A 15365-nucleotide genomic window follows, 5' to 3' on the forward strand; every position below is an offset into this window, starting at 1 on the left:
CGCGGGCGGCGTATTTTAAGGGGCGATGGGTTGGAGAACTTACGTCCGCAACGCCGTTTTGGAGGCGGCCCTGCTGCTGGGGCTGCCGGGGCAGTTCGGCGTGGAGATTCCCCAGCCGCCGCAGATCCGGGCCCAGCGGGCCAACTCGGCGCCCGGAGCCGATCTGGCGGCCCGGGAAGACCGGCTGCTCCAGGGCATCGGCTTCCATGACCAGGCGCTGACGCAGCGCACGGAACTGCGCGGCCGCAGCAACACCATCGCCTTCCTGGCCGCGGCATTCGGCCGGTGGCCGGTGGCGGCGGTCGATTTCGACCCCGACCTGCTCCGCTCCCAATCGGTGGAGACGCGGACCCGTTTCGACGCCACCCGGGAAACGATCCATGCGGAGACGGACGGCATGGCGATGCTGGAGCAAAACGGCTTCGACCTCTTCGACCCCGCCTATCCGCAGGTGGAGAAGGCGGCTTTCACCGAGCCGGTGCTCAACTCCCACCTGGCCCCGATCGAGAATATCGACGACCTTTCCGCCGCCATGCACGTGGAGGCGCACGAGGGGGTGCACGGAAACCATTACGAGCGGGAGAACCTGCTGGCCGTCCTGGAAAGCGGGGCGCATGAATACTCCGTCGGCGCCTCCCGCCTGACGGGGCACGGCCCCGCTTTGGAGGCGCTCCTGGCTTCCGGCGAGACGCGGGAAGAGACGGAGGCGCGGCACGCCCGCATGGCGTCCGTTTCCCCGGAGCAGGGGGACGACGCCGACTACTGCCTCCACTACACCGAGCTGCGCTCCTATCTGGGAGACTTGCTCATCGGCGGGATTTCCAGCGGCGCGTGGAGCCGCCTGCCCGCCACGCGGCAGGAGTTGTGGGCCGCCTTTTACAATTTCGCCGGAGGCCTGGCGAAGGGGCCGGACGCGGTGAACCGCTCCCTGGTGGGGCGGGAAGGGGAGAAGCGGCGCAACGCCTTTCCCGCGCCCGTCGCCGATCCGGAGCTGGACATAGCCCAGCGCGTCGTCGATCAGGCGCTTTCCCGCATTCCCGAGGCCAATCGCCCCGCCTTTTACGAGCAGGTCCTCCCGGAGATCTACGGGGAGCTGCTGGAGGATTTGGGCGACCGGAGCGGTAAGGTGAAGATGGGGCTGCCCGCCGGCCCGGTCTACAGCATGGCCTTTGCCCATCACTTGATCTACGACCGGCGCGGGGCGGCGGCCGCGTGGGATGCGCGGATGTGGCGGAAAGTCGCGGCGAAGGTGGAGCCGGAGAAGATCGAGCGCCTGTGCGAGCTTTCCGTCGTCCACCGCAACGCGGAAGCGCTCCAGGCTCTCCTGGACGCGGCGGACCGGAACCCGAAGGCCTACCGGATCAGCGATTCCGGCAAGGCGGGGCTATTGCAGGGGGCGATTCAAGTGGCGGCGCGCCCGGCCGGCGCGGTGGAGGCCGCCCACGCCCGGCAAAGCGTGGAAATCCTCCGCTCTTACGGGGCAAGGCTGCCGGACCGGCAGGGTTTTGCCTTCACGTCGGTAAAGGACATCGGCAAGGAGCCGGAAGCCTCCCGGCCGGAGCCGACGAAGGGCGAGGTGCTGGGCAGCCAGCCCGGATACGGTGGGGACGCCGCGCCGCTGCCCGGCCAGGCTAAGCCCGGCCGGGTCCGCCAGCGTTAGTGGGCCAGCGTCGCCGGCTTGCCTTCCATGAGGAGGGGGTCGGACTCGGCCTCGTAATCGAGGCCCGGCAGGCCGAAGCCGAAGAGGCGCAGGAACTCGGCCTGGGTGCCGGCCACGTCGGAGATCTCCTTCACGTTTTCCGTGGAGGCCTGCGGCCAGAGTTTCTCGACCTCCGCCTGCACGTCCGGGCGCATCTCCCAGTCGTCGATACGGATGCGGCCCGCCTCGTCGTAGGACTTCGCGGGGAGGACCTCGGCGTAGAGGCGGCGCATCTGCTCGATGCAGCCCTCATGGAGGCCCTTTTCCTTCATCACCTTGTAGAGGAGGGAGAGGTAGAGGGAGACGACGGGGATGGCGGAGCTGGCCTGGGTGACCAGCGCCTTGCTGACCACGATGCGGGCGTCGAGCTTCTTGCGCAGGCGCGCGGCGGTCGTTTCCAGGTCTTCCTTGGCCCGGCCGATGGTGCCGTTGCGGTAGATGGGGAAGGTGAGGACGGGGCCGATGTAGGAGTAGGCCAGGGTGGTGGCGCCGGGGGCCAGGACGCCGCCCTGCTCCAGCGCGTCGATCCAGCGCTCCCAGTCGTCACCGCCCATGACGGCGGTCGTTTCGGCGATCTCCTGCTCGTTGGCGGGCTCGATGGTGATCTCGTGCACGCGGAGGCGGTCGGTGTCCAGAGTCTTGGCCGTGTAGGGGGCGCCGATCGGCTTGAGGCACGACTTGGAGGTCTGGCCGGTGCGCGGGTCGACGCGGCGCGGGGCGGCCAGGCTGTAGACGACGTGGTCGACCTGGCCCCAGTCTTCCTTGATCTTGGCCACGACCTGGGCCTTCACGTCGTCGCCGAAGGCGTCGCCGTGGACTTCCTTGGCGTAGAGTCCGGCGGCGTGGGCTTCCCGCTCGAAGGCGACGGTGTTGTACCAGCCGGGGCTGGTGGTGCGGTCGGCCTCCGGGGCCTTGGCGTGGAAGACGCCCAGGGTGGCCGCTCCGCCGCCAAAGGCGGCGGCGATGCGCGCGGCCAGGCCGTAGCCGGTGGAGGAGCCGATCACCAGGACCCGCTTCGGCACGCCGGGAAGGGGGCCGCCTTTCTTCACCACGTCGATCTGCTGGCGCACGTGGGCGGCGCAGCCGTCAGGATGGGTGGTCAGGCAGATGAAACCGCGGATACGGGGGCGCAAAATCATCCGGGAATTAAGAGCCGATGCGAAAATTATACAAGGCCGCGTTGCGTCCCCGGAAAAGGGGGGCGAGAATGTGTGTTCTCCCTATGGCTCGGCGGACCAATTTCATTCTCATCGCCCTCTTCTTCGGCGTGGCCGCCGCGGCGTGGTGGCATGCCAGGCCGGTGCCGGTGGCGTTGGAATTGGCCCGGCAGATCGCCCTATTGGACCGGGCCGCCGCGGTGAAGGCGGGGATCGATCTTTTACCCGCGCCGACCTCGCCGGAGGAGGCCCGGGAGCGCCTGGGGGAAGTGGACCGCTATCTGGCCGCCGACGAAGGGGCGGGCTGGGAGGCCTTCCGCGCCTGGGTGGCCCGCCGGGGAAGGCCGGAGGCCGTGGCGGCGGGGGAGCGGGCGTGGGCCCGTTACCGCCGGGAGGCGGAGGCGCTGCGCTCGCTGGTGGCGCGCCAGGCGACGGCGGCGGAGGGGCCCGACGCCCTCCAGATCAAGGGCGTGGAAGACTACATGGCGGGGCTCAACCGCCTGCACGACGCGGAGGACGGCCTGGCCCGCTGGGCCTCCGGCCTTTCCCAGGCCGATTTCTAAGGGCGCTCTTAGCTCTTCTTCGCCGGGGGCTTCTGCATCTCGGCGTGGACCTGGGTCCCCTCCTGCAGGGAGTCGGCGGGATTGAGGATGACGCGGTCTTCCGGCTTGAGGCCGTCGACGATTTCGATGGTGTTGCCGAAGTCGCGGCCCAGCTTCACCTTGCGCAGGTCGACGGTGTTGTTCCCGTTGACCACGCCGACGAGGCTCCCGGCGGAGCGGAAGAGGAGGGTGTTGATCGGCACGATGAGCGGCGGACGAGGCAGCACCACCTGGAAGGCGACCTGGGCGTAGCCGCCGGGGAGCAGCTTGCCGTCGGCGTTGGGGACTTCCAGCTGGACGAGCAAGGTCTTGGAGGAGGGGTCGATGGCGCCGGAGATGTTGGTCACTTTGCCGGTGACGGGGGTGTTGGGGGCGGAGTTGAGGAGGATCTTGGCCTGCGTGCCCAGGGTGACGGCGCTGGCGTAGCCTTCCGGCACGTTCACGTAGACGCGCAGGCGGTCCGTCTGGGCGATGTGGAAGAGCTCCGGCCCGACGGAGGTGCCCGACCCGGCGTTGATGAGCGCGCCGACGTCGGTCTGGCGGGCGGTGATGACGCCGTCGAACGGGGCGACGACTTTTTGGAAGGAGACGAGGGCTTCCAGCCGCTTTACGTTGGCCTGCTGGGCGGAGAGGTTGGCCTCCTGGACGGCCAGGTTGCTGTTCCGCTCGTCGACTTCCTGCTGGGCCACGGCGTTTTGCTTGAGCAGGTCGCGCCAGCGGGTGGCGGTGGTGCGGGCCAGGATGAGGCTGGCTTCCGTCTGGGAGAGGGAGGCGCGGGCCTGGTCGAGTTCCTGGTCGACTTCCGGCGTCTCGATCTCGGCCAGGAGCTGGCCGGCTTTCACCTTGGCGCCGATGTCGACAAGCCACCGTTTCAGGTAGCCGCTGGTGCGGGCGTAGACGGGGGAGTCGTAGAACGACTCGACGTTGCCGGGCAGGGAGATATCGATGTCGGTTTGGCCGGCCTTCGGGTTGAGGACGGTGACGGTGGGCACGGCCATGGCTTCCGTGTCTTCCTTGACCCCCTCGTCGCGGAAGTAGCGGGGGATGAGGACGGCGGCGACGACGGCGAGGGCCACGAGCAGGCCGATGACGATCGGCGTCCAGCGGACGCGGCCCTCCGCGGGGACCGGCGGCGGAGCGGTGCGGGGCGGACGGGAAGCGGGGCCTGCCTCATGCGCGGGCAAAGCCAGCACGGTATGGGAGGGGAGGGAGAGAGGGGGCTTGGCGGGGACCGGCGGGGGCGGAAGCGTCGCCTTGGAGGCGGGGGGCGTGCCGCCGGGCTTCGGCGCGTCGGAGGTTTTGGTGTTTTCCGTTCCGGCGGCTCCGGCGGCCTCGGCGGCGGAAAGGGATTCTTCCGCGGCCAGCAGGGATTCCCGGGCGGCGGCCAGGGATTCTTCCATGGAGGCCAGGGACTCTTCCGCGACGGTGAGGGATTCCTCCGCCTCGACGAGGGGTTCTTCCACGGCGGTGACGGGGTCGGCCAGGAGCGGCTCCTCGGCGGCCAGGAGGGATTCCTTGGCCTCGGAAAGGGAGTCCTTGGCGGCGGCCAGGGATTCCTCCGCCGTGGTGAGGGACTCTTCCGCGTTCACCAGCGGCTTCTCGACGGAGGAGAGGGTTTCTTCGGGCAGGGAGGCTTCCGGGTTCTTTCCGGTCGGCTTGTCGTTCATGAGTTAGCGGTTTCCAGGGAGGCGTGGGAGGAGCCGGTTTCCGGCTTCCGTTCGGGTTCCTGTCGGGAGGCGTCCGTTTCCGGCGTCTGGCCGTGGCGGACCACGGTGAAGACGACGGGGACGAAGAAGAGGGTGGCGCAGGTGGCGAAGAGGAGGCCGCCGATGACCGCGCGGGCCAGGGGGGCGTTTTGCTCGCCGCCCTCGCCCATGCCGAAGGCCATCGGGATCATGCCGATGATCATGGCCAGGGCGGTCATGATGACGGGGCGGATGCGGGTGGAGCCGGCCTCCAGCGCCGCCTCCAGGGCGTCGCCGTGCTTTTCGAACTGCTCCTTGGCGAAGGAGATGACCAGGATGCTGTTCGCCGTGGCGACGCCGATGCACATGATCGATCCCATGAGGGAGGGGACGCTCAGGGTGGTGCCGGTGATGAAGAGCATCCAGACGATGCCCGCCAGTGCCGCCGGGAGGGCGGTGATGATGATGAAGGGGTCGCTCCAGGACTGGAAGTTGACCACGATGAGGAGGTAGACGAGGACGATGGCTCCCAGGAGGCCGATGCCCAGGCCCAGGAAGGAGGCGTGCATGGTCTCCACCTGGCCGCGGATGGTCATGCGGCTGCCGCGGGGCAGTTCCTTTTGAGCCTTGTCCACCAGCTTGCGGACGTCGGAGGCCAGGCCGCCCAGGTCGCGGCCCTGGCTGGTGGCGTAGATGTCCAGGGTCGGCATCACGTTGTAGTGGGTGACGACGTTCTGTCCGTTGAAGCGGGAGAAATCGGCCAGGTTGCTGAGGATCTGCGGCGGCTGCCCGCGGCGCGCGGTGCTGGTGATGGGCAGGTTTTGCAGGGTGGAGAGGGAGTCGATGGCGTAGTCCGGCATCTCCGCGACGAGGTTGTAGTTCACCAGGTTCTTCGGGTTGAGCCAGTAGGTGGGGGAGACCTGGCCGGAGCCGGAGACGGCGACGAGGAGGCCGTGGGAGACGTCCGCCATGGTGAGGCCCAGCTGGCTGGCCTTGGTCCGGTCCACGCTGAGCTGGATGTGGGGCTGGTCGAAGAGCTGCTGGATGTGGACGTCGGCGGCGCCGGGGACCTGGCTGATCTGTTCGCGCAGCTCGCGGGCCACCTTGCGGTTTTCCACGATGTTGGCCCCGGCGATCTGGATGTCGATGGGGGAGGGGATGCCGAAGTTGAGGATCTGGGTGACGATGTCGGCGGGCTGGAAGAAGAAGTCGGTGCCGGGGAATTTCTGGGGAAGGATCTTCCGCAGCTTGCGGATGTAGCCGGAGGTGGGGTGGTGGTCTTCCGAAAGGGCGATCTGGATTTCCGCGTCGGCGGGGCCGACGGTGCCGTTGTTGGCGTAGGAGGTGTTGATGCTGCTGTAGGGCTGGCCGATGTTGTCGATGATGGTGTGCAGTTCCTTGGCCGGAATCTGGCGGCGGAGCTCGGCTTCGATCTCGTCGCACAACTTGGCCGTTTCCTCGATGCGGGTGCCGGTCTTGGCGCGGACGTGGAGGCGGATCTGCCCGGCGTCGACGTCGGGAAAGAAGTCCTGACCCAGGAAGGGGATGAGGCCGAGGCTCAGGAGGCAAAAGGCCAGGAAGATGAGGGAGAAGGGGCCGCGGTGGTGAAGCGCGCCGGTGAGGGCGCGGCGGTAGCGCTGGCGCATCTTTTCGAACCCGCCTTCAAAACGCTCCCGCACCCGGCTGCAGAAGGCCCAGAAGGAGGCGCCGGAGCGGCGGAGGAAGCCGGGGTCGGCGGGGGCGGCCTTCTTTTCCTGGCCCCGGGTGTGGTGGTGGTCGGCCCCCAGGAGGTACATGGAGAGGGTGGGGACCAGCGTCCGGGAGAGGAAGTAGGAGGCCATCATGGCAAAGCAGACCGCCTCCGCCAGGGGGACGAAGAGGTAGCGCGCCACGCCGCTGAGCATGAACATGGGGACGAAGACGATGCAGATGCAGAGGGTGGAGACGAAGGCCGGGATGGCGATCTGGCGGGAGCCTTCCAGGATCGACTCGATGAGGGGCTGGCCCTCTTCCAGGTGGCGGTTGATGTTTTCGATGGCCACGGTGGCGTCGTCCACGAGCATGCCGACGGCCAGCGCCAGGCCGCCCAGGGTCATCAGGTTGATGGTTTCACCCAGGGCGCTCAGGGCGCAGACGGAACAGAGGATGGAGAGGGGGATGGAGACGGCGATGATGAGGGTGCTGCGCCAGCTGCCCAGGAAGAGGAGGATCATGAGCGCGGTGAGGCAGGCGGCGATCACCGCCTCCCGGACGACGCCGTTGATGGAGGCGCGGACGAAGATCGACTGGTCGAAGAGCGCCTTGACGTTCAGCTCCTTCGGCAGCTGGTTCTGCAGGAAGGGGAGCATCTTCTTGACCCCGCTGACGATGTCCAGGGTGGAGGTGTTGCCCGTCTTCATGACGGCCATGAGCACGCCGCGGCGGCCGTTGTCCCGGACTACGTTCGTCTGGATGGCGAAGCCGTCCCGCGCGTGGCCGACGTCCCGGATGTAGATGGTGCTGCCGTCGCCGAACTGGCGTACGGGCAGGTCGTTCAGCTCGGCCACGGTCAGGGGGCTGCCGTTGAGGTCGATGTTGTACTGGATGTCGCCGATCTTGGCCGTGCCGGAGGGGAGGATCAGGTTTTGGTTGTTGAGGGAGGTCAGCACGTCGTCGGCGGAGACGCCCTTGGCCTGCATGGCGGCCAGGTCCAGGTCGATCATGACCTGGCGCATCTTGCCCCCGTAGGGATAGGGAATGCCGACGCCCGGGACCGTCACCAGCTGCGGGCGCATGAAGTTCATGCCCAGGTCGTTCAGGTCCTGCTCGGAAAGGGTGTCGCTGGAGAGGCCCAGCTGGATGACCGGCACGCTGGATGCGTTATAAGTGATGATGAGGGGCGGAGTGGACCCGGAGGGCATCTGGCGCAGGATCGTCTGGGAGACCGCCGTTACCTGGGAAAGGGCCAGGGGCAGGTTGGCGCCGGGGTGGAAGAAGATCTTGATGACGTCGCGGTCCTGCATGGACTGGGACTCGATCCGCTCGATGTCGTTGACCGTGGTGGTGAGGACCCGCTCGTAGGGGCTGGTCACCCGGTTGGCCATGTCCTCCGCCGAGAAGCCGGTGTAGTTCCAGAGGACGCTGATGACCGGGATGTCGATGTTCGGGAAGACGTCCGTGGGGGTCTTGAGGATAACCAGCGGGCTGATGATCAGAACCAGGAGCGCGAAGACGATGAACGTGTACGGGCGGTCAAGGGCAAGACGGACGATCCACATGGTAAAGTATGCCTGCGATTTCCGCGCCACAGCAGGTGGCGTAAGGAGTCGTTCCCGGCAGTCGGAACCCTAGAACCACCGCAGGGGCTCTGGCTACATTTTTTCAGAAGAAAAAAGGCTTCCGATTTTCAGGAGTCTTAAGGCAGACTCCGCCCCATCGCTCGATGAGGTCCGGCCGTTATCCTTTTTTCCGCACCGGGGTGCTTTTGCTCCTCCTTTCCGGCTGCAGTGTCGGCCCGGACTACCACCGTCCCCCGGCGGAGACCCCCACCCAGTGGAAGGAAGCGGGCAACCCCAGCGGCGCCTGGAAACAGGGTGCGCCCCAGGATGCCATCGCCAAGGGAGCCTGGTGGGAAATTTTCCACGACTCAGTCCTTAACGACCTGGAGGCCCAGGCCACCGCCTACAACCAGAACCTGCGCGCCGCCGTGGCGCGCGTCGCCCAGGCCCGCGCGGAAGCCCGCGTCAGCGCCGCCCAGTTCTACCCGAACATCACCCTGGACCCCACCGTCCAGGAACTGCACTACAACGCCAACCAGCTCTACGCCCCCGCCGTCGCCCCCCGTGCTTATACCGGCACCACCTACCAGGTGCCCCTCGACCTGAGCTATGAAATCGACATCTGGGGCCGCGTCCGCCGCGGCTTCGAATCGGCCAACGCCCAGGCCCAGTCCAGCGTCGCCGATTACGAAAACATCCTCCTGACCCTCAAGGCCGACGTGGCGCAGAATTATTTCTCCCTGCGCTCCCTCGACACGGAGGCCGACCTTCTCCAGCGCACCGTCGAGCTGCGGGAGAAGGCCTACAACCTGACGAAGGCCCGCTTCGAGGGCGGCGCCTCCAGCCAGCTCGACGTCGCCCAGGCCCTGACCGAGCTCGAGTCGGTCCGCGCCCAGACCCTCGACATCGGCGTCCAGCGGGCCAAGCTGGAGCACGCGCTGGCCATCCTGATCGGCAAGCCCCCCTCGGCGGTGAAGATCCTCCCCCTGCCGTTCTCCCCGGACGCCGCCCCGCCCGTCATCCCCGCCGGCCTGCCTTCCGACCTCCTGGAGCGCCGCCCTGACGTGGCCCAGGCGGAGCGGGCCATGGCCGCGCGCAACGCGGAAATCGGCGTCGCCACGGCCGCCTTCTTCCCCGTTCTGAGCCTGAACGGCAACTTCGGCTTGCAGAGCAAGGACATCTCCAACCTCTTCACCTGGGGCAGCCGCAGCTGGGGCGTCGGCCCCACCATCTCCGTGCCGCTCCTGGACGGCGGCGTCAACTCCGCCCGGCTTAAGGAAGCCCGCGCGCGCTATCAGGAATCGGTCTCCCTCTACCGGCAGCAGGTCCTCCAGGCCTTCGTCGACGTGGAGGACGGCCTCTCCTCCCTGCGCATCCTTTCCCAGGAAGCCGACGTGCGGAAGCGGACCGTCGACGCCGCGCAGCAGGCCGCCACCATTTCCGAGGACCGCTACACGCAGGGATTGGTGAACTACCTCCAGATCGTCGACTCGGAGCGGACGCTCCTCGACAACCAGCGCCAGTCCACCCAGATCCAGGGACAGCGCTTCGTCACCGCCGTCATGCTCATCAAGGCCCTGGGCGGCGGCTGGCAGGACAATACCCTGATCCCGAACAAGCTGCCGAAGGTGAGCACCTCCCCCATCGCGCTGCTGGCCCCTTCCTCCCCGCGCCTCCAGATCTCCGACGCGCCCGCGCCGAACTAGGCTTTCTTAAGCTTCCCGGATCGCCGCCACGTGCAGCAGCCGGGGCCGTCCCTGGCGCAGGGAAACGGCTCCCTCCACCACCACCCGGCGCTTCGCCAACCCCTCGCAAAGAGCGGCCAATTCCGGCGCGTAGGCGCAGCGCAGGCCGCGGACCGGCGCGCCGTCGATGTTGCGCAGCTCGAAGCGGCGCAACTCATAGTCGATCTGCAAAAGGTCTCCCGTGAAGCGGGCTTCCCGGCTGTCCCGCGCGGGTTGCGCCATCAGCCGTCCGGCGGTTTCCACCGCCTGGCGGTCGACGCGCGCGGCTTCCTCCGCGGGGAGGGGCAGGGCGCGGCCCCGCAGCTCCAGCGCCTCGATGGAGGCGTCGCGGGAGGGGAAAAGCTTCTTGAGCGCTCCCAGGGCGGCGTCGCGCGCTTCCGGATCGTCGATCTCCCCGGCCAGCACGGCGGCCGGATCGGCCTGGGGCAGGGCGCGGGCGGCGGCGCCCAGGTGGTGCAGGCTCTGCCGCAGGGCGGGGGAGCCGTCCCCCTCCGGCAGGAGGAAGCCGACGAAGCGGCCCGGCGCGTAGGCGCTGACGGAAAGCTCCCCTTCCTCCTCGCCCGCCTGCGGCCGGGCGTCCAGCACCGCACGCGTCACCGCGCCGATCTGCGCGCGGACGTTGCCGAAGAGGCGGTCCACGGCCGCCAGGCCGGCCTGTTCCGGCGCGGCGGCTCCCGCCGCCGGGCGGTAGCTTAAGAGCAGGTCGCAGCCCGCCGCCGCGCGGGCGAAGGGGATCTGCCGCAGGTAAAGATCGTCCAGCAGGGCGTAGTGCCCGGCGAAGAGCGCCTCGGCGCCCGGCGGCAGCTCCGCCTGGCCGCGCAGGAAGTGGTCCAGCGCGCCGATCTCCCCGTGGATGCCGTGGGCCTTGCCCAGGAGGATTTCTTCCCAGGTCATAGCCAGATTTTCAGGTATCCCTTCCGCGCCAGGGCGGAAAGGCCGCGCTGGTCGGCGAAGGTAATTTCCGGGATTTGGAAAACGTCGTGGAAATTGCACCCCAGCGGGCGGTGCGGCGCGTAGAGCAGGAGGTTCACCCCGAAGCGGGTGCGGAAATCGATGGTGAAGATGTCGGCCGGGTAGCGTCGGGACTCGGGCAGCTCCACGCCCACGTCGATCAGGTCGGGCCAGGCCTCGTCGCTGATGAAGCGGCCGTCCAGGTAGAGGAAGCGGAAGCTCCCGGCGGCGCGCAGGTATTCGGCGAAGCGGACGAATCCGGACCAGAGCTCCTGGCGCAGGGCGCCTTCGCAAAAGAGTTCCTCGGCCTCCTCCAGGCTGCACTCATGGCAGCCTTCCGGCAGGATGCCCTGTTGGAGGACCGGCAGCGGCATCGTGGAGGATGAACTACCGCTGCTTGCCGGGCTTTTGGATGTGTTCCTGGCGCAGGCGCACCTCTTCCACCACCAGGGGGGTGGTCGGCTCGGCGGCGTCGATCATTTCCAGGATGCCTTCCACGCACTGCCGGATGACAACGCGGGAATCCCGCTGCAGGAAAGAGGCCAGGGCATCGACCCGTTTCTGTAGGTCGCCCGGAAGTTGGTTGGCCCCCTGAAGGGAGTTGCGCAACAGGCCGACGATCGCCTTGGAGCGGTCTTGGTAGACGCCCCGCTCGATGAGGCCGCGGATGCCGTCGTCGACATCGTTCGGGCACCAGAACCCGGCTTTTTCCTTTTTAACCATACTCTTAAAATTGAAGTTCAGTTGATGAAAGTCAAACCATGAAAACACTCTGTCGCCTTCATGGTAAACACTTACGTGAAAATGGGGAACTGACCCGGGGACCGGGAGGAATGGAATCCTGTGTTAAGAGACGGCCAGGGGTGGGCGGGAAATTTCCGGCCGCGTCTGGAGTGTCTGCACCAGGACTTGGACGTCCACGTCGCTCTTTGCCTGGCCTTGGAAGACGCCGCGGGTGGGGGGCACGTCGGCGTAATCCCGGCCCAGGGCCACGCGGATGTGGCCGGTGCCCGCGGGCAGGTCGTTGGAGGGGTCGAAGCCGACCCACCCGCGCCCGGGCAGGAGGGCCTCCACCCACGCGTGGGTTGCGCCGGGATCGCCCTGCGCCGTGCCGGAGAAGAAGTAGCCGCTCACGTAGCGGGCCGGGATGCCCACCAGCCGCGCCAGGGCCAGCATGATATGGGCGTAATCCTGGCAGACGCCCTGCCGCTGGGAGAGTGCCTGGTCGATGGGGGAGTCGACGCGCGTCGCCTGCGGCGTGTAGCGGAAGGAGCGGTGGATGCGGCGGGAGATCTCCTTCAGGAGGGTGTGGGGATCATCCCGGCGGACGACGTTGAACTCCGCCGCCAGGTCCCGCAGGAGCGGCGTGAACTGGACGAAGCGGCTGGGGGAGAGGCTTTCCCAGTAGTCCCCCTCGGAGGCCAGGCGGTCGATCTCCGCCCATGCTTCCGGCCCCAGGGCAGTGGGGGCGGGGAAGTCGTCGACGATCTCGACGACCGCCTGGGCGGTGAGCTGGAGGTGCTGGTGGCAGCCGGGCAGGTCGAAGTGGTGGACGACGTTTCCCAAATGGTCCGTGTAGTGAAGGACGCGGGCGCGCGGATCGGTGGTCAGGGAGAAGCTCAGGCACCGCTGCGGCCCTTCCGTGCGGGGCATGGCGCGGGCCTCCATGATGCTTTCGCGGACCGGCTCGGAGTAGTCGTGCCGGGTGTGGTGGGTGATGGAGTAGAGCATGGGCTCAGGTTGCCGGGCCTAGGCCGGGATGGCCTGGTCGACGGCGTAGTGGATGAAGGAGCGGTAGACCGCCTCATGCAGGCGGGCGCACTGGGCGCGGATGGAGTCCAGGGTGACGGGGACGCCGCCGCCGCGCACGTTGAGGATTTCCTCGATTTTTCCGTAGCGCAGGAGGGAGGCCAGCTTGCCCGCCATCCGGTGCAGCTCGGGATCGGGCGGGCACTGGCTCAAATCGGCGATGCGGACGAGGCACTCCTCCACCCGCTCCGCGGCGAAGCGGACGGCCTTCGGGAACCCGCCGTCCAGGAGGAGGAACTCGGCGATGCGGGCGGGGCGGAAGTCGGCGGTGTGGCGGTTGCAGTAGGCCTCGAAGGCGCCGCAGGCCCTGAGGAGCCCGGCCCACTCCATGAAGTCGGCCCCGGCCAGGGCCTCGTCCCGCAGGCGGCCGGAAGGGCTCTTGGAAAGGTGGCGGAAGTGGGTGGAGAGGAGGGCGGTGACTTCCAGGGCCCGCTCCAGGCAGAGGCCCAGCTCGATGAATTGCCAGCACTCCCCGCGGTGGAGGGTGGAGGCGGAGAGTCCGTGGAAAAGGGAGATGCCGTCGACGGCTTCCCGCAGGAGGCCCTGCGGATCGTAATGGACCCGTTCGGAGGCCTCGCTCTCTCCCAGGCGGAGGTAGAGGCGGTTGAGCTGGCCCCACATTTCCGAGCTGATGTGGTCGCGCAGGCCGCGCGCGTTGCGCCGCGCGGCGGCCACGCAGGAAAAGACGGAGCCGGGAAGGGTGGGCTCCAGGGCCAGGTAGTGGGTGACCGGCACGCTCTGCGGTGGCACCTCCGGCGGGCGGGCGATGCCCAGCCCTTCGAAGAGGCGGCCGGTGCGCTCCGCCTCGCTCTCCGTGGGGAGGTCCAGGATCAGGTTCAGGTGGATGCCCAGGAGGCGCGCGGTGTGCTCGGCGCGCTCCAGGTAGCGGGCCATCCAGTAGATGTTGTCGGCGACGCGGGAGAGCATGGGGCTACTTTTCCTCCTCGTCCTTCAGGACCCAGGTGTCCTTGCTCCCGCCGCCCTGGGAGGAGTTGACGACCAGGGAGCCCTCCCGCAGGGCGACGCGGGTGAGGCCGCCGGGGACGATGGTGACTTTTTCCCCGAAGAGGATGAAGGGCCGCAGGTCGACGCGGCGCGGCTCGATCCGCCCGTCCACGCAGCAGGGCGCGCAGGAGAAGTCGAGGGTGGGCTGGGCGATGTAGTTGCGCGGGTTTTCCCGGATGCGCCCGGCGAATTCCTCCCGCTGGGCGGCGGTGCTCTGGGGGCCGATGAGCATGCCGTAGCCGCCCGACTCGCCCACGGCCTTCACCACCAGCTTGTCCAGGTTGGCCAGGACGTGCTCCCGCTCCTTTTCCCGGACGCAGAGGTAGGTCTCCACGTTGCGCAGGACGGGCTCTTCCTGGAGGTAGTAGCGGATCATGTCCGGGACGAAGGCGTAGACGGCCTTGTCGTCGGCGATGCCGGTGCCCACGGCGTTGGCCAGGCTGACGTTGCCCGCGCGGTAGGCGTTGAAGAGGCCGGGGACGCCCAGGAGGCTGTCCGGGCGGAAGGTGACGGGGTCGATGAAGTCGTCGTCGATCCGGCGGTAGATGACGTCGACGCGGCGGAGGCCGCCCGTCGTCCGCATGTAGACGATGTTGTCGTGGACCAGCAGATCGTGCCCTTCCACCAGCTCGATGCCCATCTGCCAGGCGAGGAAGGAATGCTCGTAGTAGGCGGAGTTGAAGACGCCGGGGGTCAGGAGGACGACGGTGGGGTCCGGCCGCCCGTTGGCGGCCAGGCCGCGCAGGGTGGAGAGGAGGGCCTGCGGGTAGTGGTCGACGGGGCGGACGCCGTAATTCTGGAAGAGGGAGGGGAAGGTCCCCTTCATGACCTGGCGGTTCACCAGCATGTAGGAGACGCCGCTGGGGACGCGCAGGTTGTCTTCCAGGACGACGAAGCTGCCGTCGGCCAGGCGCATCAGGTCGGAGCCGCAGATGGAGACGTAGCTGTCCCGGGGCACGCTCCAGCCGCGCATTTCCCGGCGGAACTGCGGGCAGCTGTAGATCAGCTCCCGGGGGATGACCTTATCCGCCAGGATCCTGGCCGGGCCGTAGATGTCCTTCAGGAAGAGGTTGAGGGCGGTGATCCGCTGGGCCAGGCCGCGCTCCACCGTCCGCCACTCCGCGCCGGAGATGATGCGGGGGAGGAGGTCGAAGGGGATGATCCGCTCCGTCCCCTCCTTCCGCCCGTAGACGGCAAAGGTGATGCCCTGGTGGAGGAAGGAGGCGTCGGCGGCCGTCTGGCGGCGGCGCAGGTCGTCCGGGGGGAGGTCCTTTAGCCGCCGGTGAAGGGTGCGGTAGGCCTTCCGGGGGGCGCCCGCCGCGGAGAACATCTCGTCATAGCTCTCCCCCATCGCGTAGCGCGCGAAGGCGCCGGAGGCCTCGGCCGGGGCGGGGATGGGGGGCGGCGGGTTCTTCAAGCCGCCCAAGCTAGCGGCAAGACCGGCTTCCGGCAAGG

The 15365-nt window shown here is 68.2% G+C and carries 12 protein-coding genes; 3 read left to right on the forward strand and 9 right to left on the reverse strand.

The window, feature by feature from the left end:
• The first annotated feature begins 25 nt into the window (after positions 1–25).
• The gene (locus PW734_00655; GenBank protein ID MDE1169713.1) at positions 26–1660 is read left to right on the forward strand and encodes a hypothetical protein; all 1635 of its coding nucleotides are present in this window, start codon (positions 26–28) and stop codon (positions 1658–1660) included.
• On the opposite strand, the gene PW734_00660 is transcribed toward PW734_00655, so the two are convergent.
• Entirely contained in the window at positions 1657–2838 is a 1182-nt protein-coding gene (locus PW734_00660; GenBank protein MDE1169714.1) for a trans-2-enoyl-CoA reductase family protein, read from the reverse strand. The genes PW734_00655 and PW734_00660 overlap by 4 nt on opposite strands.
• A gap of 83 nt (positions 2839–2921) precedes the next feature.
• Here PW734_00660 and PW734_00665 point away from each other — a divergent pair, with 83 nt between their 5' ends.
• Positions 2922–3419: a hypothetical protein gene (locus PW734_00665; GenBank protein ID MDE1169715.1), complete on the forward strand. Its 498-nt coding sequence runs from the start codon at positions 2922–2924 to the stop codon at positions 3417–3419.
• An 8-nt stretch (positions 3420–3427) separates the two neighbouring features.
• On the opposite strand, the gene PW734_00670 is transcribed toward PW734_00665, so the two are convergent.
• Positions 3428–5125, reverse strand: coding sequence for an efflux RND transporter periplasmic adaptor subunit (locus PW734_00670; GenBank protein ID MDE1169716.1), 1698 nt, complete (start codon positions 5123–5125; stop codon positions 3428–3430).
• Positions 5122–8400 (reverse strand): efflux RND transporter permease subunit, encoded by a 3279-nt coding sequence (locus tag PW734_00675; GenBank protein MDE1169717.1) that lies wholly within the window; start codon positions 8398–8400, stop codon positions 5122–5124. Before PW734_00675 ends, PW734_00670 begins: the two co-directional genes overlap by 4 nt.
• 200 nt (positions 8401–8600) lie before the next feature.
• Here PW734_00675 and PW734_00680 point away from each other — a divergent pair, with 200 nt between their 5' ends.
• Positions 8601–10106 carry an efflux transporter outer membrane subunit gene (locus PW734_00680; GenBank protein ID MDE1169718.1) on the forward strand — a complete coding sequence of 502 codons (1506 nt, stop codon included), beginning with the start codon at positions 8601–8603 and terminating at the stop codon, positions 10104–10106.
• A 6-nt stretch (positions 10107–10112) separates the two neighbouring features.
• Here PW734_00680 and PW734_00685 read toward each other — a convergent pair whose 3' ends face one another.
• From PW734_00685 to PW734_00710, 6 genes are all read right to left on the reverse strand, one after another.
• Positions 10113–11039, reverse strand: coding sequence for a hypothetical protein (locus tag PW734_00685; GenBank protein ID MDE1169719.1), 927 nt, complete (start codon positions 11037–11039; stop codon positions 10113–10115).
• The gene (locus tag PW734_00690) at positions 11036–11470 is read right to left on the reverse strand and encodes a hypothetical protein (protein ID MDE1169720.1); all 435 of its coding nucleotides are present in this window, start codon (positions 11468–11470) and stop codon (positions 11036–11038) included. Before PW734_00690 ends, PW734_00685 begins: the two co-directional genes overlap by 4 nt.
• Before the next feature lie 13 nt (positions 11471–11483).
• A complete protein-coding gene (locus tag PW734_00695) occupies positions 11484–11819 on the reverse strand; it encodes a hypothetical protein (protein MDE1169721.1) in 336 nt (111 codons plus the stop codon).
• A gap of 123 nt (positions 11820–11942) precedes the next feature.
• Positions 11943–12827 carry a transglutaminase family protein gene (locus tag PW734_00700; protein ID MDE1169722.1) on the reverse strand — a complete coding sequence of 295 codons (885 nt, stop codon included), beginning with the start codon at positions 12825–12827 and terminating at the stop codon, positions 11943–11945.
• Between the two features lie 18 nt (positions 12828–12845).
• On the reverse strand, positions 12846–13832 hold the full coding sequence (locus PW734_00705) for an alpha-E domain-containing protein (GenBank protein MDE1169723.1): 987 nt from the start codon (positions 13830–13832) through the stop codon (positions 12846–12848).
• Positions 13833–13836: 4 nt separating this feature from the next.
• Entirely contained in the window at positions 13837–15327 is a 1491-nt protein-coding gene (locus PW734_00710; protein ID MDE1169724.1) for a circularly permuted type 2 ATP-grasp protein, read from the reverse strand.
• Positions 15328–15365 lie beyond the last annotated feature (38 nt).

Source organism: Verrucomicrobium sp. (assembly GCA_028283855.1).
Classification (GTDB): domain Bacteria; phylum Verrucomicrobiota; class Verrucomicrobiia; order Methylacidiphilales; family GAS474; genus GAS474.